The 21,323-nt window shown below is 42.8% G+C and carries 22 protein-coding genes; 15 read left to right on the top strand and 7 right to left on the bottom strand.

Annotated features, from left to right (window positions below; all coding sequences use genetic code 11):
* Positions 1 to 80 precede the first annotated feature (80 nt).
* A complete protein-coding gene (pyrF, locus tag IDJ75_RS13740; protein WP_191176758.1) occupies positions 81 to 911 on the bottom strand; it encodes an orotidine-5'-phosphate decarboxylase in 831 nt (276 codons plus the stop codon).
* Positions 912 to 1,168: 257 nt separating this feature from the next.
* Here pyrF and rho point away from each other — a divergent pair, with 257 nt between their 5' ends.
* The 3 genes from rho (at position 1,169) to purS (ending at position 3,953) form a co-directional block, all read left to right on the top strand.
* Positions 1,169 to 2,830, top strand: coding sequence for a transcription termination factor Rho (gene rho / locus IDJ75_RS13735; RefSeq protein ID WP_191176210.1), 1,662 nt, complete (start codon positions 1,169 to 1,171; stop codon positions 2,828 to 2,830).
* 89 nt (positions 2,831 to 2,919) lie between these two features.
* The gene (gene pssA / locus IDJ75_RS13730; protein WP_191176209.1) at positions 2,920 to 3,660 is read left to right on the top strand and encodes a CDP-diacylglycerol--serine O-phosphatidyltransferase; all 741 of its coding nucleotides are present in this window, start codon (positions 2,920 to 2,922) and stop codon (positions 3,658 to 3,660) included.
* Positions 3,661 to 3,695: 35 nt separating this feature from the next.
* Positions 3,696 to 3,953, top strand: a complete 258-nt coding sequence (purS, locus tag IDJ75_RS13725) for a phosphoribosylformylglycinamidine synthase subunit PurS (RefSeq protein WP_191176208.1) — start codon at positions 3,696 to 3,698, stop codon at positions 3,951 to 3,953.
* 107 nt (positions 3,954 to 4,060) lie between these two features.
* On the opposite strand, the gene IDJ75_RS13720 is transcribed toward purS, so the two are convergent.
* Together IDJ75_RS13720 and folK are read right to left on the bottom strand one after the other, a co-directional pair.
* The gene (locus IDJ75_RS13720) at positions 4,061 to 4,438 is read right to left on the bottom strand and encodes an Hpt domain-containing protein (RefSeq protein ID WP_191176207.1); all 378 of its coding nucleotides are present in this window, start codon (positions 4,436 to 4,438) and stop codon (positions 4,061 to 4,063) included.
* 23 nt (positions 4,439 to 4,461) lie between these two features.
* Entirely contained in the window at positions 4,462 to 4,941 is a 480-nt protein-coding gene (folK, locus tag IDJ75_RS13715; RefSeq protein ID WP_191176206.1) for a 2-amino-4-hydroxy-6-hydroxymethyldihydropteridine diphosphokinase, read from the bottom strand.
* An 82-nt stretch (positions 4,942 to 5,023) separates the two neighbouring features.
* Between folK and sppA the strand changes: the two genes are divergently transcribed.
* From sppA to IDJ75_RS13665, 10 genes are all read left to right on the top strand, one after another.
* On the top strand, positions 5,024 to 6,811 hold the full coding sequence (gene sppA / locus IDJ75_RS13710) for a signal peptide peptidase SppA (protein ID WP_191176205.1): 1,788 nt from the start codon (positions 5,024 to 5,026) through the stop codon (positions 6,809 to 6,811).
* 127 nt (positions 6,812 to 6,938) lie between these two features.
* Positions 6,939 to 8,618, top strand: coding sequence for a DNA polymerase/3'-5' exonuclease PolX (locus IDJ75_RS13705; protein ID WP_191176204.1), 1,680 nt, complete (start codon positions 6,939 to 6,941; stop codon positions 8,616 to 8,618).
* A gap of 190 nt (positions 8,619 to 8,808) precedes the next feature.
* Entirely contained in the window at positions 8,809 to 9,141 is a 333-nt protein-coding gene (locus tag IDJ75_RS13700; RefSeq protein WP_224746603.1) for a four helix bundle protein, read from the top strand.
* Positions 9,142 to 9,145: 4 nt separating this feature from the next.
* A complete protein-coding gene (gene rfaE1, locus IDJ75_RS13695) occupies positions 9,146 to 10,132 on the top strand; it encodes a D-glycero-beta-D-manno-heptose-7-phosphate kinase (RefSeq protein ID WP_191176203.1) in 987 nt (328 codons plus the stop codon).
* Between the two features lie 34 nt (positions 10,133 to 10,166).
* Positions 10,167 to 10,721: a D-sedoheptulose 7-phosphate isomerase gene (gene gmhA, locus IDJ75_RS13690; protein WP_191176202.1), complete on the top strand. Its 555-nt coding sequence runs from the start codon at positions 10,167 to 10,169 to the stop codon at positions 10,719 to 10,721.
* 90 nt (positions 10,722 to 10,811) lie between these two features.
* Complete coding sequence (locus tag IDJ75_RS13685; protein ID WP_317173778.1) at positions 10,812 to 11,237, top strand: endonuclease domain-containing protein; 426 nt, start codon at positions 10,812 to 10,814, stop codon at positions 11,235 to 11,237.
* A gap of 566 nt (positions 11,238 to 11,803) precedes the next feature.
* Positions 11,804 to 12,322, top strand: coding sequence for a D-glycero-beta-D-manno-heptose 1-phosphate adenylyltransferase (gene rfaE2 / locus IDJ75_RS13680; RefSeq protein ID WP_191176201.1), 519 nt, complete (start codon positions 11,804 to 11,806; stop codon positions 12,320 to 12,322).
* 67 nt (positions 12,323 to 12,389) lie between these two features.
* A complete protein-coding gene (locus IDJ75_RS13675; RefSeq protein WP_191176200.1) occupies positions 12,390 to 13,358 on the top strand; it encodes a glycosyltransferase family 9 protein in 969 nt (322 codons plus the stop codon).
* Positions 13,359 to 13,416: 58 nt separating this feature from the next.
* Positions 13,417 to 14,040 carry a porin family protein gene (locus IDJ75_RS13670; RefSeq protein ID WP_191176199.1) on the top strand — a complete coding sequence of 208 codons (624 nt, stop codon included), beginning with the start codon at positions 13,417 to 13,419 and terminating at the stop codon, positions 14,038 to 14,040.
* A gap of 61 nt (positions 14,041 to 14,101) precedes the next feature.
* On the top strand, positions 14,102 to 14,578 hold the full coding sequence (locus tag IDJ75_RS13665) for a SixA phosphatase family protein (protein WP_191176198.1): 477 nt from the start codon (positions 14,102 to 14,104) through the stop codon (positions 14,576 to 14,578).
* A gap of 71 nt (positions 14,579 to 14,649) precedes the next feature.
* On the opposite strand, the gene dprA is transcribed toward IDJ75_RS13665, so the two are convergent.
* Positions 14,650 to 15,750 (bottom strand): DNA-processing protein DprA, encoded by a 1,101-nt coding sequence (gene dprA / locus IDJ75_RS13660; protein ID WP_191176197.1) that lies wholly within the window; start codon positions 15,748 to 15,750, stop codon positions 14,650 to 14,652.
* 241 nt (positions 15,751 to 15,991) lie between these two features.
* Here dprA and IDJ75_RS13655 point away from each other — a divergent pair, with 241 nt between their 5' ends.
* Both IDJ75_RS13655 and IDJ75_RS13650 read left to right on the top strand, forming a co-directional pair.
* Positions 15,992 to 16,369, top strand: coding sequence for a BlaI/MecI/CopY family transcriptional regulator (locus IDJ75_RS13655; protein WP_191176196.1), 378 nt, complete (start codon positions 15,992 to 15,994; stop codon positions 16,367 to 16,369).
* A complete protein-coding gene (locus IDJ75_RS13650; protein ID WP_191176195.1) occupies positions 16,366 to 18,417 on the top strand; it encodes a M56 family metallopeptidase in 2,052 nt (683 codons plus the stop codon). Before IDJ75_RS13655 ends, IDJ75_RS13650 begins: the two co-directional genes overlap by 4 nt.
* Positions 18,418 to 18,447: 30 nt before the next feature.
* On the opposite strand, the gene rsmG is transcribed toward IDJ75_RS13650, so the two are convergent.
* Genes rsmG through IDJ75_RS13635 form a run of 3 tightly spaced genes read right to left on the bottom strand, consistent with a single transcriptional unit; the run spans position 18,448 to position 20,778 of the window.
* Positions 18,448 to 19,074 (bottom strand): 16S rRNA (guanine(527)-N(7))-methyltransferase RsmG, encoded by a 627-nt coding sequence (rsmG, locus tag IDJ75_RS13645; protein ID WP_191176194.1) that lies wholly within the window; start codon positions 19,072 to 19,074, stop codon positions 18,448 to 18,450.
* On the bottom strand, positions 19,064 to 19,669 hold the full coding sequence (locus IDJ75_RS13640; RefSeq protein ID WP_191176193.1) for an RNA polymerase sigma factor: 606 nt from the start codon (positions 19,667 to 19,669) through the stop codon (positions 19,064 to 19,066). The genes rsmG and IDJ75_RS13640 overlap by 11 nt, the downstream gene beginning before the upstream one ends.
* Entirely contained in the window at positions 19,660 to 20,778 is a 1,119-nt protein-coding gene (locus IDJ75_RS13635) for a glycosyltransferase (RefSeq protein ID WP_191176192.1), read from the bottom strand. The genes IDJ75_RS13640 and IDJ75_RS13635 overlap by 10 nt, the downstream gene beginning before the upstream one ends.
* Positions 20,779 to 21,323 lie beyond the last annotated feature (545 nt).

Genomic DNA, 21,323 nt, shown 5'->3' with positions numbered 1-21,323 from the left:
AATTTGCCTGTAATTTAAAAATTAAAATATAAATCACGGGCGTTAACCCATAAAATATCAAAGGGTTATGAGCGTATTACTTAAATAACCCCCGCCTTTTCCAGTTCTGCCTGCATTTGCTGTTGCAGTTTCAAAGCTTCGGCACGGGCGGCATCGGCAAAATCTTCGCCGTTGCTTGCGTATATAATACCGCGTGATGAATTGACGATCAATCCACAGTCTTGGGTCATGCCGTATTTACAAACATCTTCCAGGCTTCCGCCTTGCGCACCAACGCCGGGTACCAGCAAAAAGTTATCGGGGGCATGTTTACGAATATCGGTAAACTCTGTGCTTTTGGTAGCGCCGACAACAAACATCAGCCTATCGGCACCGGCCCAGGTATTGGCTTTTTTTATTACTGTCTCGTAAAGGTAGCCATCACCGGTATTCAGGTATTGGAAATCCTTACTACCTACAGATGAGGTAAGCGCCAGGATGATCACCCATTTGCCATCGTACTTTAAATATGGCGTAACACTGTCGTTACCCATATAAGGTGTAACCGTAATAGCATCAAAGCTCATGCCCGATGTTTCCTCGTTAAAAAAGGCTTTGGCGTAGTTATCAGATGTGTTGCCTATATCGCCGCGTTTGGCGTCAATAATGCTTAAAATATCTTTTGGCAGGTATTGTGCAGTGCTTATCAGGCTTTGTAAACCTTTCAGTCCGCGGCTTTCATAAAAGGCGGCGTTGGGTTTGTAGGCGATGCAAAGGTCTTTAGTTGCATCAATAATGCGTTTATTAAACTCAAAAACCGGGTCAGGGTATTGTTTTAAAAACTCGGGAATCTTATCTATGTCGGTATCAAGGCCTACGCATAAAAACGACTTTTTTTGTTTGATCTGTTGGATGAGTTGAGCGCGGGATATCATGTAGATTTTGAATTTGTTATGGTGCTGCAAAACTAAAAAATTAAACTTAACAGGTTATTTTTTTAATAAATTTGCATTCTAAGATAATTTTGCTAACATTGCACTGTTTTCCTGCATTATTTCTTGCACTAAAGAAACAATTTTGATCTCCACGTTATTTATTATCTAATACATTACCTGGGCTTACTATTGCATAATCAGGGTTTCAAAACAATCTTTCAAATAAAAAATCCTTTTGAACTATAATTCATATCATGTCTGATACAATCGAATTGAACGACAAACTCGTTTCTGAGTTGCGCGAAATTGCTAAAAGTTTGGGTATTGCAGAGGCAGATGAGCTTAGAAAAGCTCCCCTTATTACTGCAATTGTTACACAACAGCAATTAATTGAGACCGCCAGGAACCAACAAAATATCGTAGAAAATAATTACGCTGAAAAGCCCGCCGCCACACCGGCTGCTACAGAAAATACCGAGAAAACACGTAAACGTACCCGTACTTTAAAAACTAAAGAACAACCGCGTGTTGAAGTACCTCTGGATGACACCAATCTGTTTAACCAGGAAGAGGAGGACGAGCCGCAAACCGACAATAACAACGGCAACACCGGCAATACTGAAACTGCCGTTACTGGAGGTTCGGCCCCTACCCCGGAGCGAGCTGAACCTGCAGAAACAACAGAACAGCCGGACCAGCCCGAGCAGCCTGCTGCTACCGAAAACCGCCCGCAAAAATTTGAGCGCGAGCGCCGTGCACCACAACAGCAAAAAGCACAGGAGCCGGCAATAAACCTTGATTTTGATAACGTTATTGTAAACGAAGGCGTGTTGGAGATTATGCCTGATGGTTATGGTTTCCTGCGTTCGTCAGATTATAACTACCTGACCTCTCCGGATGATATTTACGTATCACAATCACAAATAAAACTATTTGGTTTAAAAACGGGCGACACAGTTCGTGGTAGCATACGCCCGCCAAAAGAAGGCGAAAAATATTTTCCGCTGGTACGGGTTGAGGCTATTAATGGCCGCATACCTGCCGAAGTACGCGACCGTGTACCTTTTGACCACTTAACTCCGCTTTTCCCTTCAGAAAAACTGAGCTTATTTACAGATGCAGGTAACTACTCTACCCGTATTATGGACCTGTTCTCGCCTATTGGTAAAGGCCAGCGTGGTTTAATTGTAGCCCAACCAAAAACAGGTAAAACCATGTTGTTAAAGGATGTTGCCAACGCGATAGCCAAAAACCACCCCGAAGTTTACCTGATCATCCTTTTAATTGATGAACGCCCCGAGGAGGTTACAGATATGGCCCGCAGCGTGCGCGCCGAGGTGGTATCATCAACCTTTGATGAGCCTGCAGAACGCCACGTAAAAATTGCCAACATTGTATTGGAGAAAGCAAAACGCATGGTTGAGTGCGGCCACGATGTAGTTATCCTGCTGGATTCTATCACCCGTTTGGCACGTGCTTATAACACTGTTGCACCTGCTTCAGGTAAAATATTATCGGGTGGTGTGGATGCCAACGCGCTGCATAAACCTAAACGCTTTTTTGGTGCGGCACGTAACATTGAGGATGGTGGCTCATTAACCATCATCGCCACTGCACTTACAGAAACCGGTTCAAAAATGGACGAGGTTATATTTGAAGAGTTTAAAGGTACAGGTAACATGGAGCTGCAACTGGATCGTAAACTATCTAACAAACGTATCTTCCCGGCTATTGATATTACTGCATCAAGCACCCGCCGCGACGACTTGCTGCTTGACCGCGACACGCTTCAACGCATCTGGATACTTCGTAACCACCTCGCTGATATGAACTCGCAGGAATCAATGGAATTTTTACAGGCGCAAATAAAAGGCACCCGTACCAACGAAGAATTTTTGATATCAATGAATTCATAATATATTTACACCAAAAGGAGTTATAAATAACATAAGGTTAATTATAACTCCTTTGGTTTTTGTAAAAATTATGATACCTTCATGACATTATGAGGCGACGGGTAAAAAAACATCTTCCTAATGCTATAACGTGTGCAAACTTGTTTAGTGGCTGTATTGGTATCGTTTTCACCTTTCAGGACAACCTTGTGTTTGCGGCTTATGCCATTTTCCTGGCGGCAATATTTGATTTTTTTGATGGCTTTGCCTCACGTGTTTTGCAATCGTTTTCAGGCATCGGTAAAGACCTCGACTCGCTTGCAGATATGGTTAGCTTTGGTGTATTGCCATCGGCCATTATGTATGAATTGTTGCTGCAAGCGCCGCAAATACCGCATGTAAGTGATTATCTGAACTTTATAGCTTTCCTAATCCCCGTATTCTCGGCCCTGAGGCTGGCTAAATTTAATACAGATACGCGCCAGGCCGAAAGTTTTATTGGCCTTCCTACACCTGCAAACGCTATACTCATCGCATCTATCCCGTTAATACTGGTACAGTACAGTAACGTAGCCCGTTACATATTAAATCCATACGGTTTATCTATATTCATTATTGTGATGTGCATCCTGCTGGTTGCTGAGATCCCTTTAATGTCGCTTAAATTTAAGAACCGCGATTTCACCAAAAATTTTTATCGCTATATATTGCTGTTATTCTCGGCAATACTCATTCTATTTTTTAAATTTGCGGCAGTTCCGGTGGTTATAGTAATGTATATCACCTTATCATTAATCCAACTAAAATTTGCGGATCATACGGTAGCAGGCAGCTCACAAAAAAATAGTTAAGCGCTTATTACCCTACCCACTAACAAAAACACCCGATGAAAAAATTCCTGGCCGAAATTGATGTAATGCCGAAAAAAGAAATACTTGATCCACAGGGAAAAGCTGTTACCGGCAGCATGAAAAACCTGGGCTTATCTGAAATACAAAATGTACGTATAGGCAAACATATCTCGCTTGAGATTGAAGCTGATAGTGCAGAAACTGCCAATGCAAAAGTTGACCAGGCATGCAAAAACCTGTTAGCCAACCTCATCATGGAAAGCTATAGCTTTAAGCTTGAAGAAGTGGCTTAGTAAGCTGAATGCTGTTGAATTGATTATAAACTCCTTGATAAAAGTAAAGGCAACCTTTTAGGTTGCCTTTACTTATTTATTACTTTGCGCTTTAGCTCTCACCTCTTCTAAAGGTTCGCTTCTTTTTCAGCTTTAATTTTCTCCAGTTCAACAAGATTGGTGCTGATCACATTTTTCACATCGTTAAATTTCGCAATTATATCTGCCGGGTTTTGCGCGCCAGCCTTGCATGCCAATTCAACCTCCTGTATATTGGCCTGGCTTTGCGGCATACCAAAAAAACCCAGGTTAGGTTTCAGCTTATGCGATGCTGAGGCTGCTGTTGCCCAGTCGCCTGTATTTATAGCAGTGGTAATAGTATCTAATAACTGCGGTGTTTGCTCTAAAAACATCCCTATCGAGTCAACAATAAACTCGTCGCTGCCATCAGCAATCTCATAAAGGAAAGAAAGGTCAAGGTCTTGTGGTGGTAAGTTCTCAGACATTGTACAGGTTTATAATATCAAATTTATATTTTTTTTACAATCAAGTCGTCTTTCAGACTGCTTTTCAAATCTAATATACTCTTATTTAGCACCGGATGTATAAAATCCGGCATCAACATTCCTAAAGGCTCTAAAGTAAACCTGCGGTTATGCAGTTCGGGGTGTGGTACAATAAGGTTTGGCTCGTTAATAATCTCATTCCCGTAAAATAAAATATCAATATCAATAATGCGCGAGCCCCATTTTTCTTCGCGTTTTCGCCCCATCTCTATTTCAATGGTAAGCAACTTTTGCAAAACATCCTGTGCCGGAAGCGCTGTTTGCAGCATAACTACCTGGTTAAGGTAATCGGGCAGATCGGTTTTCCCCCATGATTGTGTTTCATAAACCGCCGATTTTTTAATCACAGGGGCAATATCCTGCTCAATATATTCTATGGCCTTGTGTAAAAACGCATTACGGTTGCCAAGGTTACTCCCTAATAGTAAAAAAACATCAATCATTGTTGTAACAAATATTATGCATGAGGCTCTTAATAGTGTGTGAATTACTAAGTTTGCATATATAGATTATTTATAACAGTTAATGAAACAATTCTTCAAATTTGTACTGGCCAGTGTGGTTGGGGTCATCATTTCTTCAATCATTCTTTTCTTTTTGTTTTTTATACTGTTATCGGGGCTTATAGTAGCTGCAGGCAGTGACAAAGCGGTTGATGTGGATGCCAATTCGGTATTACACATTAAACTTACCTACCCTATAGCTGAACGTACGCCGAATAACCCATTTGCAAACCTCGGCTTTTTGGGTATCGACGGCGAAAAAACCATCGGGCTTAACGATATACTCGCGAGTATTAAAAAAGCAAAAACAGATAGTAATATAAAAGGTATTTTTTTGGACGAGAGTTATATGATGAGCGGCCAGGCAACTACCGAAGAGATCCGCAATGCGCTTATCGATTTCAAAAAATCTAAAAAGTTTGTAATAGCCTATTCAGAAATTTACACACAGGGCTTTTACTACCTGGCATCCGTTGCCGATAAGGTTTACATTAACCCAAAAGGTATTTTCGAATTTAGGGGCTTTAGTTCAGAGATCACCTTCCTGAAAGGTGCGCTGGATAAACTGGGCATTGAAGCACAGATCATTAAAGTAGGCACCTTTAAAAGTGCTGTTGAGCCATTGGTTTTAACCAAAATGAGCGATGCAAACCGTTTGCAGGTAAATTCATACCTGGGTTCTATGTATGATTATTTCCTGACCGGGATAGGCAAAAGCCGTAATATTAATAAAGATTCGTTATTTAATTACGCCAACAGCGGCCGCATACAGCAGCCAGAAGATGCATTAAAATACAAACTGGTTGACGGATTAAAATACAAAGACGAGATCCTTTCTGAATTAAAACAACGTACAGGCGCTAAAGAGAAAAACGACCTTGCCAGCGTTGATCTGAGCGACTATGTAAAAAGCAGCTCAAAAACTACTACCGATCCAAAAGAGGTTAGTTCAACAAACCGTGTGGCTATTATTTATGCATCGGGCGAGATTGCCGGTGGCGATGGCGACGATAACAGCATTGGGTCTGAAACGATATCAAAAGCATTGCGTAAAGTACGTTTGGATGATAAAGTGAAGGCGGTTGTATTGCGCGTTAACTCACCGGGCGGCAGTTCGCTGGCATCTGATGTGATATGGCGTGAGGTAATGCTCACCAAAAAAGTAAAACCTATTATCGTTTCAATGGGCGATGTGGCGGCATCAGGTGGTTATTATATTGCCTGCGCGGCTGATTCTATCATAGCCGAACCAAACACCATAACAGGCTCTATCGGTATTTTTGCCGTATTGCCAAATATGCAAAAGCTATTTAACGATAAGCTGGGTATCACCTTCGATGGTGTAAAAACCGGCAAGTTTGCCGACCTGGGGGATGTTAGTCGCCCGTTAAGCCCCGAAGAAAGGGCTATGCTGCAAAACAGCGTTAACCGCGGCTATGACGATTTTACAAAAGCAGTGGCCAACGGCCGTGGCAAAACACAGGAATACATTAACAGCATTGGCCAGGGCCGCGTATGGACAGGCAGCCAGGCATTAAAAATTGGCCTGGTTGATAGGTTGGGCAACATTAAAGATGCCGTACAATCTGCCGCTAAAAAAGCTAACATAAAAGACTACAAGATAGTATCATACCCCGAGCAAAAAAGCTTCCTGGATAAATTTGGGCAAGGCTTATCTGCCGAGGTAAAGGCCCATTTTGTAAAAGCCGAGCTTGGCGATAATTATCGTTATTACCAGCAAATACAAGGCGTAACCAAAATGATGCGCACTCCGCAGGCCCGCATGACCTATGAAGTGGTGATAAAATAATTTTATTAAATACTTTGATTTAGAAAGCCGCCTGTAATGGGTGGCTTTTTTGTTAATATATGAACAATCGCTGCAACCATCTGTAATTATACTATCTCAATTTGTATTTTTACGCCACAACTAAATTATGGAGAACAAACCCATAGCGCGCATGCTTCGTTTACTATCGCAATTGATGGAATTGAACGAGGTTAATCCTTTCAAAATAAAGTCGATAGCTAATGCAGCCTTTAAGGTAGATAAGCTACCCTTCCCGCTTGCGGGCAAAACGGTTGAGGAACTGGAGAAAATAGACGGTATAGGCAAAAGCCTTGCCGCTAAAATTGCCGAACTTTTAGAAACCGGCACCATGGCCGAACTGCAGGAAATGCTTGCAGCTACCCCCGAAGGTGTTGTAGAGATGATGGGCATTAAAGGTATTGGCCCAAAAAAGGTAGCCATTATATGGAAAGAGCTTGGCATTGAGAATGTTGGTGAGCTTTACTACGCCTGTAACGAGAACCGCCTGGTTGAGGCCAAGGGCTTCGGTTTAAAAACCCAGGAGGAGATAAAAAAGGTGATCGAGTTCCGGATGGCGGGTAATGGCAAATTCCTTTATGCGCAGGTAGAGAAGGAAGCGAAAGACCTGATGGAAGAGATCAGGGGCATATTCCCCGATGCCTTAAAGCATATAGCAGGAGAATTTCGCAGGCTGGACGAGATCATCAGCGAGTTAGTTATCGTTATAGGCAGCCTAAACCAACAGGTGGCATATGAAGCACTGGCCGAACTGGATACGCTGCAAAACGTGGTTTTGAACGGCACACATATTTCTGCCGAGTTAAAGAACGGTTTACTGGTTGATATTATCTGCGTAGATAAAGCCGATTATTACTACGAGCTTTTCGTGAACACCGGTACAACCGAGCATGTAGAGAAAGTATTATCGCGTATTAACACCCCGCTTGAGCAACCCGAAACAGAAGAAGTTATTTACCAAAAAGCAGGTCTTGCCTGGATGCAGCCGGAGCTACGCGATGGCATTACCTTTATAGAAAAAGCGGCCGAAAACAAACTGCCAACGCTGATCAGCTACCACGACCTGAAAGGTACACTGCACAACCACAGTACCTGGAGCGACGGGGTGAACACGCTGGAAGAAATTGCCCTGTACTGCCGCGATGAGCTAAAACTGCAATATTTAGGCATTTGCGACCACAGCAAAAGCGCCTTTTACGCAAAAGGCCTGAGCATTGAGCGTGTTTTACAACAACAGGAAGAGATAGACCATCTGAATAAAAAGATAACCGGGTTCCATATTTTTAAAGGTATCGAATCGGATATTTTGAATGATGGATCGCTGGATTACCCGGAAGAGATATTGAAGAAGTTTGATTTTATCGTGGCATCGGTACACGCTAACCTTAAAATGCAGGAGGATAAAGCCACCGCCCGTTTAATAAAAGCGATAGAAAACCCATTTACCACTATACTGGGCCACCCTACCGGCAGGCTGTTGCTTAGCCGTAAAGGATATGATATTGATTATAAAAAAGTAATAGACGCCTGCGCAGCCAATAACGTGGTGATTGAAATTAACGCCAACCCGGTAAGGCTTGATCTCGACTGGCGCTGGCACCAATACGCGCTTAATAAAGGCGTTATGTTATCCATAAACCCCGATGCACACCGTAACAGCGGTTTCCATGATATGCATTATGGCATTAACGTAGCCCGCAAAGGCGGTTTAAGTAAAGAGATGTGCTTGAATGCCTTATCTTTAGATGAGATAAGCAAGGTTTTTGAAAAGAAAAGAGGTAGTCAGTAGAATCATTGGGTCATTGGGTCATTGGGTCATTGGGTCATTGGGTCATTGGGTCATTGGGTCATTGGGTCATTAAATGAATTTGAAATTCCTAAAAGAGTTCGTTTCTTTATTACTTATTGATTCCAACAATGAGTAATAGAATAGAAGATTTAGAGATTTATACCTTAGCGGATACTTTCTCAAATAAAATATGTTCTTGGTTTTAGAATGGGATTACTTTGCTAAAGACACTATTGGCAAACAAATTGCACGATCAGCAGACTCTATCAGTGCTAACATTGCAGAAGGTTTTGGAAGATTTCATTATAAGGAAAATAAAAACTTCTGTTACTTTAGCAGAGGATCATTAATTGAAACAAAGGGGTGGCTCAATAAGTGCAAATCGAGAAACCTGATCAGTGAAGACAAATACAATGAGTTGCTAAAGGAATTAGAAACCATTCACCATAAGTTAAATATTTACATCAAATATATTGGGAAGAAAATCATTGAACAGCCAAACAATGACCCAATGACTCAATGACTCAATGATACTAACAGATAAAGTACGTAAACTACAGCAATCGGGCCCGGTACCAAATATTTTGGTTATCGGCGACCTGATGATAGACCATTATATTATAGGCGATGCCACCAGGCTTTCGCCCGAGGCGCCGGTACCCATAGTAAACGTAAAAAAAGAGTTTACCACACCGGGTGGTGCCGCTAATGTTGCCCAAAATTTGCTATCGTTGGGGGCAAAAATATCGTTAGCGGGTATAACCGGCGATGATGCGGATGCCAATCGTTTAACAAAGATCCTGACAGATGAAGGCATCAATGTTGATGGGATTTTTAAAGATACCACCCGCCCTACTACGGTAAAAACCCGGGTAATGGCGGGTAGCCACCAACTGGTAAGGGTTGACAGGGAGGTTACCAACCCACTGGCCAATGACCTGCAGATGCAATTTATTGCCGGTATAAAAGGAGCTATTGCTAAAGCCGATATTATTATATTATCAGATTATAACAAAGGCCTTTTTTCGCCAAACCTTACACAACACGTTATTAAAGAGGCTGATGCGCAAGGCAAACGTGTGGTTATTGACCCCAAAGGCCTTAACTACGAAAAATATAAAGGCGCCTTCATTATAAAACCAAACCGCAAGGAACTGGCCGAAGCTGCCAAGACAGAAAAGATCACCAATATTGATGAACTGCAGCAGGCAGCGCGCATTATTTTAAAACAAACCGGTGCCGAATATATTGTGGTAACTTTGTCTGAACAAGGGATGGTCATCATCAGCGAACTGGCACACAAGTTACTGCCCGTAAAAGCTACATCGGTATTTGATGTAACCGGCGCAGGCGATACGGTAATTGCTACCATGGTTTATTTTATGGCACAGGGGCTAAATGTAGAGGAAGCCTGCGAACTGGCCAACCACGCCGCCGCTATTGTAATAAGGCAAACCGGCAGCGCCGTAACCACGGTTAATGAGATACTGCAGGATATTGAGTTTAGAGGTTAGGATTTAGAACTTTAGCGTTTAGAATTTAAGAAGAATGGTTATTGAAGAACTATACGAGCATCGTAATTTAATACAAAAGGTTATAGAAAACCTGAGCGGCGATATTGAAACCGCTTGCAGGGTGATGGTATCTGTTTTACAGGATGGCAAAAAGGTATTAATTGCAGGTAATGGCGGCAGTGCGGCTGATGCCCAGCATATAGCGGCCGAACTGAGCGGAAGGTTTGTTAAAGAACGTAAAGCATTGCCGGGCATAGCTTTAACAGTTGATACATCGGCACTTACAGCTATCGCTAATGATTACGGGTACCACCACGTATTCTCGCGCCAGGTAGAGGCTTTAGCCCAACCCGGCGACCTTTTCATCGGTATATCTACCAGCGGCAACAGCCAGGGGATATTAAATGCTTTTGAAGCTGCTGCAAAAACCGGCTGTAAAACACTTGGCTTATCCGGCCGTGATGGCGGCAAAATGAATGGTATTTGCGATCTCAATATCGTTGTACCGTCTGATGTTACCGCCCGCATCCAGGAAATGCACATCCTTATAGGCCACATTATGTGTAAGGCGGTGGATGATGTTTATTGAAAAATAGTTCCCCTCTTGAGAGGGGGCGTAGGATAGTAAAGTGATATTAAACTATTATACACCTCCCTGGAGACAATTTAGAAAAAAGGAGTGTCTAAAATAATTCCATACAACTCAAAGTTAAAGCCGTTAGCCAGAAAGCTAAGAAAGGATATGACTATTGGAGAATTGCTACTTTGGAATGAATTAAAACAAGACAAACTTTGGGGCCTTGATTTTGACAGACAAAGATGCCTGGATAATTATATTGTCGATTTTTACTGTAAGGAATTGATGCTGGCAATAGAAATCGATGGTATGTCACACAACCATGAAGAAACTTTTAATAAAGATGAAATAAGACAGCAGAAATTGGAGAGTTTCGGTATTAAAATTATCAGGTTTAGTGAAGCTGATGTAAAGTATGATATACTTAATGTTATTCGTGGTATTGAAAGTGTTGTCATAGATATTATCAAGAAAGATAAATCAATTAAACTCCCTAATACTTTTCCGCTGGAGGTTTTAAATAGTTAAAGCATAGGCCTTGTGCGATTCCCTCCCAACGGGAGGGTGCAGGGAGGGGTTTAACAAAGCGACATAGGAAACTGCTAAACCCCGTAACGCCGGCACACAAACCAACGCAAGCCTCCCAAGGGAGGGAGTTGGAAAAAACAAAAGGCATACGCCTTGTGCGATTCCCTCCCATCGGGAGGGTGCAGGGAGGGGGTTAACAAAGCGACATAGGAAACTGCTAAACCCCGCCCCGCCGGCACACAACCCAACGCACCCCTCCCAAGGGAGGGAGTTGGAAAAGACAAAAGGCATACGCCTTGTGCGATTCCCTCCCATCGGGAGGGTGCAGGGAGGGGTTTAACAAAGCGACATAGGAAACTGCTAAACCCCGCCCCGCCGGCACACAACCCAACGCGCCCCTCCCAAGGGAGGGAGTTGGAAAAGACAAAAGGAATACGCCTTGTGCGATTCCCTCCCAACGGGAGGGTGCAAGGAGGGGTTTAACAAAGCGACATAGGAAACTGCTAAACCCCGTAACGCAACTCTCTCAAGAGGGAGTTAATCAATTATTTACCTTAAATTTGAACATGCGCCACGATCTGGAAAAAACATTGCTTGCCAAAATAACCACGCTGCCACAGCTAACCAATAGCATAAAAACCTGGAAAAGCGAAGGCAAAAGGGTGGTTTTCACCAATGGCGTGTTCGATCTGCTGCACCTTGGCCATATCACCTACCTGGCCAAAGCTGCTGAACTTGGCGATAAGCTGATCATTGGCCTTAATACCGATGCTTCTGTAAAACGGCTGAAGGGCGAAACCCGCCCGGTAAACGACCAAAATAACCGCGCCGCCCTGTTGGCAGCACTATTTTTTGTGGATGCCGTAATACTTTTTGAAGAAGATACACCCCGGGAACTGATCACCAAACTGATGCCCGATGTGTTGATAAAAGGCGCCGATTATACCGTTGAAAATATAGCAGGGGCTAAAGAAGTACTGGCCAATGGCGGCGAAGTAAAAACCATCAGCCTGGTTGATGGCTATTCTTCTACCGCCATCATCAATAAAATAAAGGCCCAAAGCGAGGTAAAAGCTGAAAAGTAAAAGCCTTAATATATAGGGAAATGAATTCACTAAATCACTCATTCATTAAATCACTCATTATTTTCGGATGAAAATACTGGTTATCCGCTTTAGCTCGATGGGTGATATTATTTATACCACCCCTGTGGTGCGCTGCCTTAAAAAACAGCTGCCGGGTGCCGAGATACACTTCCTTACAAAAGCTGCTTTTAAATATATCTACGATAATAACCCCTATGTAGATAAGCTGTTATTGCTAAAACCAACGCTTGCAGAAACTATTGCAGATATTAAGGCAGAAGGGTATGACCATATTATCGACCTGCATAATAACCTGCGCACCGCCATTATCAAGCTACGCACAGGTATCCATACATCTACCTATAAAAAGCAAACTATCCGCAAATGGCTCAGCCTTAAATTTAACTTAAAGCTTGTACCTCCGGTGCATTTGGTTGACCGTTATTTAAAAGCAGTAGCCTTTTTAGGTGTTACCAATGATGGCAAACCTATTGATTATTATATTAAAAAGGATTACCAGTTGGCTGCCCTGCTCCCGGCATCACACCAGCAAAACTACGTTGCCTTTGTAATAGGTGCCACCCACTTTACCAAGCGGATGCCAAACGAAAAGATCATTAGCCTGTGCCGCCAAATTAATTATCCTATAGTACTATTGGGTGGTAACGATGTTAAAGCAAACGGACACGAAATAAGTACGGCCGTTGGCAATAACATATACAATGCCTGTGGTGTAACCTCGCTCGATGAATCTGTTTTCCTGGTATCAAAGGCGCAAAGCGTTATTGGTTTTGATACCGGCCTTACCCATATTGCCGAAGCTTTTAATGTACCGATAGTATCTATTTGGGGTGGTACCGTGCCCGGGCTTTTGGGCGTGCAGCCCTATATGGTAAAGGATGTTCTGGTAGCCGGCATCGACCTCAGTTGCCGCCCCTGCTCAAAATTCGGACTTGAAAAATGCCCGCTTGGCCATTTCAAATGCATGTATGATATGCCCGAGCAACCGATCGCAGAATTTGTGAATATTAAATAACTGCAAAGTTAGTTTATAAAAATTGTTTACTTTCGCGCCAAATAATAATCTTAATCACATGAAAAAAATTCTACTATTAGTTTGCTGCGCGTTCGCAGCTTCAACAGCTTTTGCACAATTACCAACTTTTGGGATCCGTGGCGGCGTTAATTTCGCGAAACTAACTGCATCAAGTGGCAATTTATCAGCTTCTACAAGTAATACTACAACATTTGCAGCTGGTTTATTTGCCGATTTTAAAGTAGGCACAGCGGTTTCTATCCAACCGGCCTTAAACTTTACAGGCAAGGGCGGCAAAGTTACCCTTACAGATTTTGGTACCGCGGGCGATTTAAAAACCTATTACGTGCAGGTTCCGGTAAACATTGTTTACCACATACCGGCTGTTATTGGTAATGTGTATTTTGGCGCAGGCCCGTATGTAGGTGTAGGCGTATCAGGCAAAGCAAAAGGTACTGACGACCAGGGCAACTCGGTAAGCGAAGACATTAAATTTGGCAACAATGGCGAACTTAAAAGAACCGATTTAGGTTTAAACGGTATTGCAGGTGTTGAATTTAAAGGCGGCCTTATTTTAGGTATCAACTATGATCTGGGCTTGTCAAACATCGCTAACAATACCAGCAATGACGAATCTTTGAAAAACCGTGTATTTGGTGTTTCTGTAGGCTTTAAATTCTAAGGAAACCAACAATAAAATAAAAAAAGAGGGGCATTTGCTCCTCTTTTTTTATTTTAGATACATGAAAAAGCTATTATTGATTCGCCACGCCAAAGCAACCCACGAAACTGGTTATGCAGATTTTGAGCGACCTTTAACCGATAAAGGTTTTAAGCAATGCGAATTGATGGCATCACGGTTAATTGCAGAAGGCATAAAACCCCAAATTATAGTGGCCAGCCCTGCTTTGCGCACACTTTCTACAGCAAATGTTTTTACGCAGGAAACAGGTTTACCCAAAGCCATAACCAATAAAGATATTTATGATGCAAGCGAAAACGCCTTGCTTAAAGTGATCTATAACCTGCCCGAGGAACATGATTTTATTGCCCTTGTTGGCCATAACCCCGGTATTAGCCAGGTGCTTTATTATTTAAGCGGCGCTGTAAAAGATGTGCCGCCCTGCTCGGTAGCGGTAATAGAATTTGATGCTGATAGCTGGAACGAACTGCATGAACACGCCGGCAAACTTACCCATTACGATACGCCGAAAGATTAGCCTTAAGTCTGAAGTTCTAAGTCTTTAGCCCTAATTCGATAAAAGTTCACGTAAGTCTTCGGGCTACAGAATTAATTAATCTGGTAAGTTTTCCCCGGTAACGAGCGGATAAACCCCTGAAGTTCCATGTCAAGCAGGGTCATAGCCAGCAGGCTCATGGGCATATTTGCCTTAATGGAAAGATCGTCAATAGCCAGCGGGATTTTATTTTGCTGTATAATTTCATAAACCGCGCGCTCATCTGCCGATAGCTCTATCGGCAGCAGTAATTGCTCGGGTGCGCCTTTTGTTTCCGTATTTTTTTCCCAGCCTAAGCTATATGCCAAATCAGCAACACAACTCAGCAACTGCGCTTTATGATTACGGATCAGGAAATTACAACCTTCCGAATACTCATCACCCAGCCTGCCGGGGAAAGCGAAAACATCCCGGTTATAGCTATTGGCAATTTCAGCGGTGATCAATGCGCCGCCTTTTAGCCCTGCCTCTACTACCACGGTAGCATCGGCCATGCCGGCCACAATGCGGTTGCGCTCGGGGAAATTTTGCCTGTCGGGCTTGGTACCTGATGGGTATTCAGACAAAATCCCCCCGTTTTCCATCATCTTATCTGCCGTAGTTTTATTCTGATGAGGGTAAAACCTGTCTAAGCCATGTCCCAAAACCCCAACAGTGGGTACATTATATTTAAGGCATTCTTTGTGCGCGGCAACATCAATACCATGGGCAAGGCCGCTTATTACTAAAGCATTATATTCTGCCAGCTCTTCAACCAGTTGTTTACACAACTGGCGGCCGTAATCGGTAGCGTTACGCGTGCCCACTATACTCACACAACGGTACTGGTTAAGGTTGGCGTTACCCTTGCTATACAATAATACAGGCGAATCGGTACAGTTCTTTAACCTGCGCGGGTAACGGGCATCGGTATAAAAAATAACATCTATCCCGTTTTTCTCAATAAACTTCACTTCTTCTTCGGCCTTTGTTAATGCTTCATCAAAGTTTAGGCGGCCAATAAGTTTTTCACCTATTCCGGGGATCTTTTTCAACTTTGCTTCACCCATTTTAAAGATCTCTTTCGCGTTGCCAAAATGGGCAAGCAGCATCTTGGCCCTTGTATGGCCTATTTCTTTTATAAATGTTAAAGCAACCTGGTGTAGTATAGACATGATGGTTTATGATGCCCTAAAGTATAAAATTTCCTAAAATAATTAGCATTTACAGCTAAAATATATTTCAGTTGTTGTCACGAGTGAGCCTGTCGAACCATTTGTCGCATGTGTAGGTCTTCGACAAGCTTAGACTGCTCCCCATCTACTTAATGCCAAATATTTTTTACAAAAACTATAAAAATAGTTTGCAAACTACAAAAATAGTTCTACCTTAGCCTAACTATAAAAATAGTTTGCTATGAAACTAAAAGAACTTACCAAGGCCGAAGAACAGATCATGCAGATACTGTGGCAATTAAAAGAAGGAATAGTGAAAGACATACTGGAGAAAATTCCCGAACCAAAACCCGCATACAACACCGTATCAACCGTGGTGCGCGTGCTGGAGGGTAAAGGATTTATAGACCATAAAGCATATGGCAACTCGCATGTGTACTTCCCGCTTATTAGCGAGGATGATTACAAAAAATTCACATTTGATAAACTGATGAGCAATTACTTTGATAACTCCTATAAAAGCCTGGTATCATTCATTGCCGATGAAAAAGACCTGGGCTTAAAAGAACTGGATGAACTGACCGAGTTAATTAACAAACTTAAATCTCAAAAAAAATGAGCTGGCTGCATTACCTTATAGAGGCAAATATATACCTGGGGGTATTTTATTTGTGCTATTGCCTGTTTTTAAACCGCGATACCCACTATACACTGGGTCGTGTCTACCTCATATTTAGCTGCATAATAGCATTTATTTTGCCGCTTACCCAACTGAGTATCCTCAAACCCGTTATTCCCGAAATTGAAATTCTGGAGCCCGTTAGTCAGGTAACTGCCATTCCGGTAAATGTGCAGCAGGTTAAATTAGAGGCAGCCGTTCAGCATTTTACGTTTGATGATGCTGTAATATATCTGTACATAACCGGCGTTGTCATCGCATTTTTGGCACTGCTATTCCGCCTGCATAAGCTGTATATACTTACACGTAACCATCATTCTCTATATCAGGATAAATATAAACTGATCAGCCTGAGTGAGGAGAACACGGCCTTCTCTTTCTTTAATTACCTGTTTATTGGCAGCAACGTGCCCCAGGCCCAAACGGTTATAGCGCACGAGATGGTGCATATCCGCCAAAAACATTCGGTTGATATTATCTTTTTAGAGATTTTGAAGGTAATCAACTGGTTTAACCCGTTCATCTATCTCACTCAGCGCAGCCTTAAAACCATACATGAATATATAGCCGACGAGCAAACCGCCGCACAAGAGCAGGACGCCATCACCTACTCCTCTTTTTTACTGAACAATGCTTATGGCATACAGGGCGCATCTATAGCACATTCATTTTTCAATTATAATTTATTAAAAAAGAGGATCATTATGTTAAACAAAAACCGATCAGGTAAGTTAGCAAGGCTAAAGTATCTGGCAGCGCTGCCGCTTTGCGCGGGTATGCTCTGCACATCAACACTGGTGTTTAGTAAGGATTATGGGCTGATAGACCTGGCGCCGCGAGAGGTTGTTAAGCCTGTTATCGACAGTGTAAAATACGCACTGAAGCTTACAGATATCAAAACCAACATGTGGCAGGTATCTGATAAAATTGGCATTACCGACAAAAAAAACGGCTCTGAATCCTTTTACACAGTAAACAGCTTAACTGAAAAAGACAAAGCGGATTTTAAAAAGCGTGGATTTGAGATTGCCATTGTTGAGCGGGAAAAAGCTAAAACTGATACTGTTAAGAAAAAGCTTATGCCGCCACCTGTAATAGTGCCTGATAAACCTGCAAAAAGAGAGGCATCTATTTATAGTGCCGATAAAAATGGAAGCGCGCTGGTAATTGCGCCACAGCCCCCGGCTACCGATAAAACCAGGTTAGCCCCGCCACCACCTTATGAAGCGGCATATATCGCCTTATACAAACATATGGCAAAAACTTTGCGCTACCCGCAATTGGCAAAGGAAAGCAAAACGGATGGCAACGTAATACTATCGTATCGCTTAAATACCGAGCATACAATTACCGATATACAAGTGGAAAAAGGTATTGGCAAAGGCTGTGACGAAGCAGCTGTAAATGCACTAAAATCTTTTACGGGCACCGTTGATAAAACCCCCGGCAAATATTATATGGCTACTGTGTTTGCATTAAAGGGTTTCACAAAAAAATATCAGTCATTAGATGATTATAGGTCTAAACCAAATTTTGCCGGTGTAGTTGTAACCATGGGGAATAATAATATAATGCCACCACCACCGCCGCCTGCACCGTCGCTAAAACCACCAAGAGTTGACCAGATAAAGTTCCAACCGCCGGCTGTAAAGCCTGATAAACCGGCTAAAGTTGGTAAGATACCGCCGCCACCGCCTATTGAAAAAATGCCAAAGGTTACTCAAATTGTTAAGCCTATTGTTGTTGTATCTGATGAACCAACTAAAAAGGTAAAAGTAGACCAGATAAAGCTTGCATCGTCTGTTGTTGTTGTATCTGATGAACCGGCTAAAAAGATAAAAGTAGACCAGATAAAGCTTGCATCGCCTGTTGTTATTGTATCTGATGAACCGGCTAAAAAGGTAAAAGTAGACCAGATAAAGCTTGCATCGCCTGTTGTTGTATCTGATGAACCGGCTAAAACACCACCTGTTGAAAAACAGAAATAAGCCGCATGGTTAAAAAGCATAGCTAAATCGCTATCCTTTTACGTAGATCACCTGTTTGGTCTCAAAAAATCCCTCCTCAAAGTAATCTTTGAGATGATATTGCTGAACGGCTAAACCCGCGTCGGCAATTTCTTGTGTAAGGTCCCCACCTTTTAAATACAGTATCCCGTTAGGTAATTTATTGGTCGATTGTTTTTTAAACTTACCCTTTACCCACGGGTAAAAATCCTTTAGCTGCGTAACCGCGCGCGACACCACAAAATCAAACTGCTCTTTAATTTCTTCGGCGCGGGCATGTGTGGCCCTTACGTTTTTAAGCCCCAGCGCCGCGGCAACTTCAGTAACCACCTTTATTTTTTTGCCGATGGAGTCAACCAAATGGAAGTTGGTTTCGGGAAAAAGTATAGCCAATGGTATCCCCGGGAAGCCCCCGCCTGTACCAACATCCAGCACATTTTGGCCGGGTAAAAAGGCCATTACCTTGGCAATACCAAGTGAGTGCAGCACATGGCGCTCATACAACAGGTCGATATCCTTGCGGGATATTACGTTGATCTGGCTGTTCCACAGGGTGTAAAGCTCCTGCAGCTGTGCAAATTGGGCTTTTTGCTCAGCAGTAATTTCGGGGAAGTATTTTGTCAGGATCTCAGATGTCATCCTTATTATAGCGGTTAATGATATTACCTAACAGGTACCTGGCCCTAAATAACTGCGCTTTAACTGTACCCAGCGGCAGGTCGAGCTGCTGGGCAATCTCCTCGTACGATAGTTCATCGAAGTAACGCAGGGTTATCAGGTTACGGTAACGGATAGGTAAACTCTCTATCAGTAATTTAAGTTCTTCGGTTTGTTGTTTTTTGATGGACGACTCCTCCGGGTTCAACACATCCGATTTTATCTGCAGCGGTTTTTCATCGCCATCCTCGTCCATCATCCCGTGGATGGATTGGGTGTTCAGCTTTTTTTTGCGTATAAAATCTATACAGTTATTGGTAGCCACGCGAAAAAGCCAGGTACTAAAAGCATACTCGGGCTGGTATTTCTCCAGTTTTTCAAATGCTTTGGCAAAGGTTTCAACGGTAAGGTCCATCGCGTCCTCTTTGTTATTAACCATTTTAAGCACCATAAAGTAGATGGAATCTTTGTAGCGGTGCATCAGGTCGGCATAGGCTTTTTGGTTACCCTGCCTTGCCTTTACTACCAGGTGAAAGTCGTTCTTAGCGTTTTCGGTGAAATGTTTATTTATTTCCATCTGGTGGTTTTAATAAATGTGCCAATCAATCCAAACACGTTTAAATACATATAATATATCATATCCAAAAAAGGTAACGACCATATCAAATCGCCGCAACTTAACCTTTTAAATACCTTGCGGTAAACAATTAACTGAAGTATAAGCCTAAAAACCACAGCGCCAATAGCTAAAAGCGGTTCAAATTTGAATACCAGGCACAATATAAATAAAACGTAAAACAAAAAGCCGCTAAGGGCATCAAAACTTAACGCGCGCCTGTGGTTGTTTTTATAAAGCTTACCCACCCCCATATGCCGTTTTTTTTGCCTGAACCAGCCCCCCAAAGTGGTTTTGGCATCGGTATAAGTAAAGGTATCGGGGTGTATCTCTATAGTGGTATTATCGGCAGTGGCGTTTTGGTTTACAAACAGATCATCATCGCCCGATAGTACGTGCATGTGCGATGCAAACCCCTTTGCGCCAAAAAACAAGGTTTTTGTATACGCCAGGTTGCGGCCAATGCCCATGTATGCATTACCGGTTAAGGCTGCCGAAAGGTAGTTAATAGCCGTTTTTAAAGTCTCGAACCTGATAAAAGGGTTCAGAAAATTACTTGTGCGGGTATAAGGCGAATAGCCCAATACTATTTGCGCAGAACCTGTAAAACCGGCCGCCATGCGGGTAATCCAGTTTAAAGTAGCGGGCTTGCAATCAGCATCTGTGAATAAAAGGTGTTCGTTCTTCGCTGCTTTTATGCCCAAAGTAAGGGCAAATTTTTTGCCGGTTTTGTAACGGGCATGCTCGGTAATGGTTACTATTTTAAGGTGCGGAAACTCCTGTTTTATCTCCAGCAGTATCATGTCCGATTCATCCGTCGAGCAATCGTTTATCACCACCACCTCATAATCAGGGTAGTTTTGCTGTAATATATAAGGTAAGTTTTCGGTTAGGTTACGGGCTTCGTTACGGGCGCTTATAATAACAGATACAGGCACGGTTGGGCCGGGTAACACCTCATTGGGTACATAGCGGGTAAGCCTGCTGTGGTTACTTAGCAGGTAATACAGCTGTACAATAAAACATAGTTGAAACAGAACGAATAACGCCTCGTGAATATAAGCTTCCAAACCCCTTGATAATAAGGTGCAAATTTGTTAAAAATAGGTGACAAAAGCGAGTATTGTTTATAGGGAAAATTGATGAATTGTTCTATTGTTAAATTGCTGAGGTTTAAGTTGGTTTACAGGGGAAATTGCTGGATCGTTAAATTGTTTCCTCATGATAATATAGAGGGCGTTGCCTGCGGCCCGGGCTAATAAACGGTGATTAACTCACCCCGCGGCACTTCGTGCGCGACCCTCTCTTCGCTGCGCGGAAAGAGGGTTTTCCTTTTTCTTCACCCTCTTTGCGAAGCAGAGAGAGTCGACAAGCGTAGCGTGGTCGGGGTGAGTTAATTAATAAAGCGACGATTACACTCACCCCGCGGCCTTCGTGCGCGACCTTTCTTCGCTGCGCGGAAAGAGGGTTTTCCTTTTCTTTTCACCCTCTTTGCGGAGCAGAGAGGGTCGACAAGCGCAGCGGAGTCGGGGTGAGTTAACTAATAAAGCGAGAATTAAACTCACCCCACGGCACTTCGCGCGCCCATCTTCGCTACGCGCAAAGAGGGTTTTCC

It is taken from the genome of Mucilaginibacter rigui, from assembly GCF_014773275.1.
Lineage (GTDB): Bacteria > Bacteroidota > Bacteroidia > Sphingobacteriales > Sphingobacteriaceae > Mucilaginibacter > Mucilaginibacter rigui_A.
The sequence above is the reverse complement of the archived record's forward strand: the minus strand, read 5'-3'. Positions and strand labels throughout refer to the sequence as shown.

What these genes read in the sequence shown, in the direction of transcription:
- rho (WP_191176210.1), top strand. Translation starts at nt 1,169, where the DNA reads ATGTCTGATACAATCGAATTGAACGACAAACTCGTTTCTGAGTTGCGC.
- pssA (WP_191176209.1), top strand. Translation starts at nt 2,920, where the DNA reads ATGAGGCGACGGGTAAAAAAACATCTTCCTAATGCTATAACGTGTGCA.
- purS (WP_191176208.1), top strand. Translation starts at nt 3,696, where the DNA reads ATGAAAAAATTCCTGGCCGAAATTGATGTAATGCCGAAAAAAGAAATA.
- IDJ75_RS13720 (WP_191176207.1), bottom strand. Translation starts at nt 4,438, where the DNA reads ATGTCTGAGAACTTACCACCACAAGACCTTGACCTTTCTTTCCTTTAT.
- folK (WP_191176206.1), bottom strand. Translation starts at nt 4,941, where the DNA reads ATGATTGATGTTTTTTTACTATTAGGGAGTAACCTTGGCAACCGTAAT.
- sppA (WP_191176205.1), top strand. Translation starts at nt 5,024, where the DNA reads ATGAAACAATTCTTCAAATTTGTACTGGCCAGTGTGGTTGGGGTCATC.
- IDJ75_RS13705 (WP_191176204.1), top strand. Translation starts at nt 6,939, where the DNA reads ATGGAGAACAAACCCATAGCGCGCATGCTTCGTTTACTATCGCAATTG.
- IDJ75_RS13700 (WP_224746603.1), top strand. Translation starts at nt 8,809, where the DNA reads ATGTTCTTGGTTTTAGAATGGGATTACTTTGCTAAAGACACTATTGGC.
- rfaE1 (WP_191176203.1), top strand. Translation starts at nt 9,146, where the DNA reads ATGATACTAACAGATAAAGTACGTAAACTACAGCAATCGGGCCCGGTA.
- gmhA (WP_191176202.1), top strand. Translation starts at nt 10,167, where the DNA reads ATGGTTATTGAAGAACTATACGAGCATCGTAATTTAATACAAAAGGTT.
- rfaE2 (WP_191176201.1), top strand. Translation starts at nt 11,804, where the DNA reads ATGCGCCACGATCTGGAAAAAACATTGCTTGCCAAAATAACCACGCTG.
- IDJ75_RS13675 (WP_191176200.1), top strand. Translation starts at nt 12,390, where the DNA reads ATGAAAATACTGGTTATCCGCTTTAGCTCGATGGGTGATATTATTTAT.
- IDJ75_RS13670 (WP_191176199.1), top strand. Translation starts at nt 13,417, where the DNA reads ATGAAAAAAATTCTACTATTAGTTTGCTGCGCGTTCGCAGCTTCAACA.
- IDJ75_RS13665 (WP_191176198.1), top strand. Translation starts at nt 14,102, where the DNA reads ATGAAAAAGCTATTATTGATTCGCCACGCCAAAGCAACCCACGAAACT.
- dprA (WP_191176197.1), bottom strand. Translation starts at nt 15,750, where the DNA reads ATGTCTATACTACACCAGGTTGCTTTAACATTTATAAAAGAAATAGGC.
- IDJ75_RS13655 (WP_191176196.1), top strand. Translation starts at nt 15,992, where the DNA reads ATGAAACTAAAAGAACTTACCAAGGCCGAAGAACAGATCATGCAGATA.
- IDJ75_RS13650 (WP_191176195.1), top strand. Translation starts at nt 16,366, where the DNA reads ATGAGCTGGCTGCATTACCTTATAGAGGCAAATATATACCTGGGGGTA.
- rsmG (WP_191176194.1), bottom strand. Translation starts at nt 19,074, where the DNA reads ATGACATCTGAGATCCTGACAAAATACTTCCCCGAAATTACTGCTGAG.
- IDJ75_RS13640 (WP_191176193.1), bottom strand. Translation starts at nt 19,669, where the DNA reads ATGGAAATAAATAAACATTTCACCGAAAACGCTAAGAACGACTTTCAC.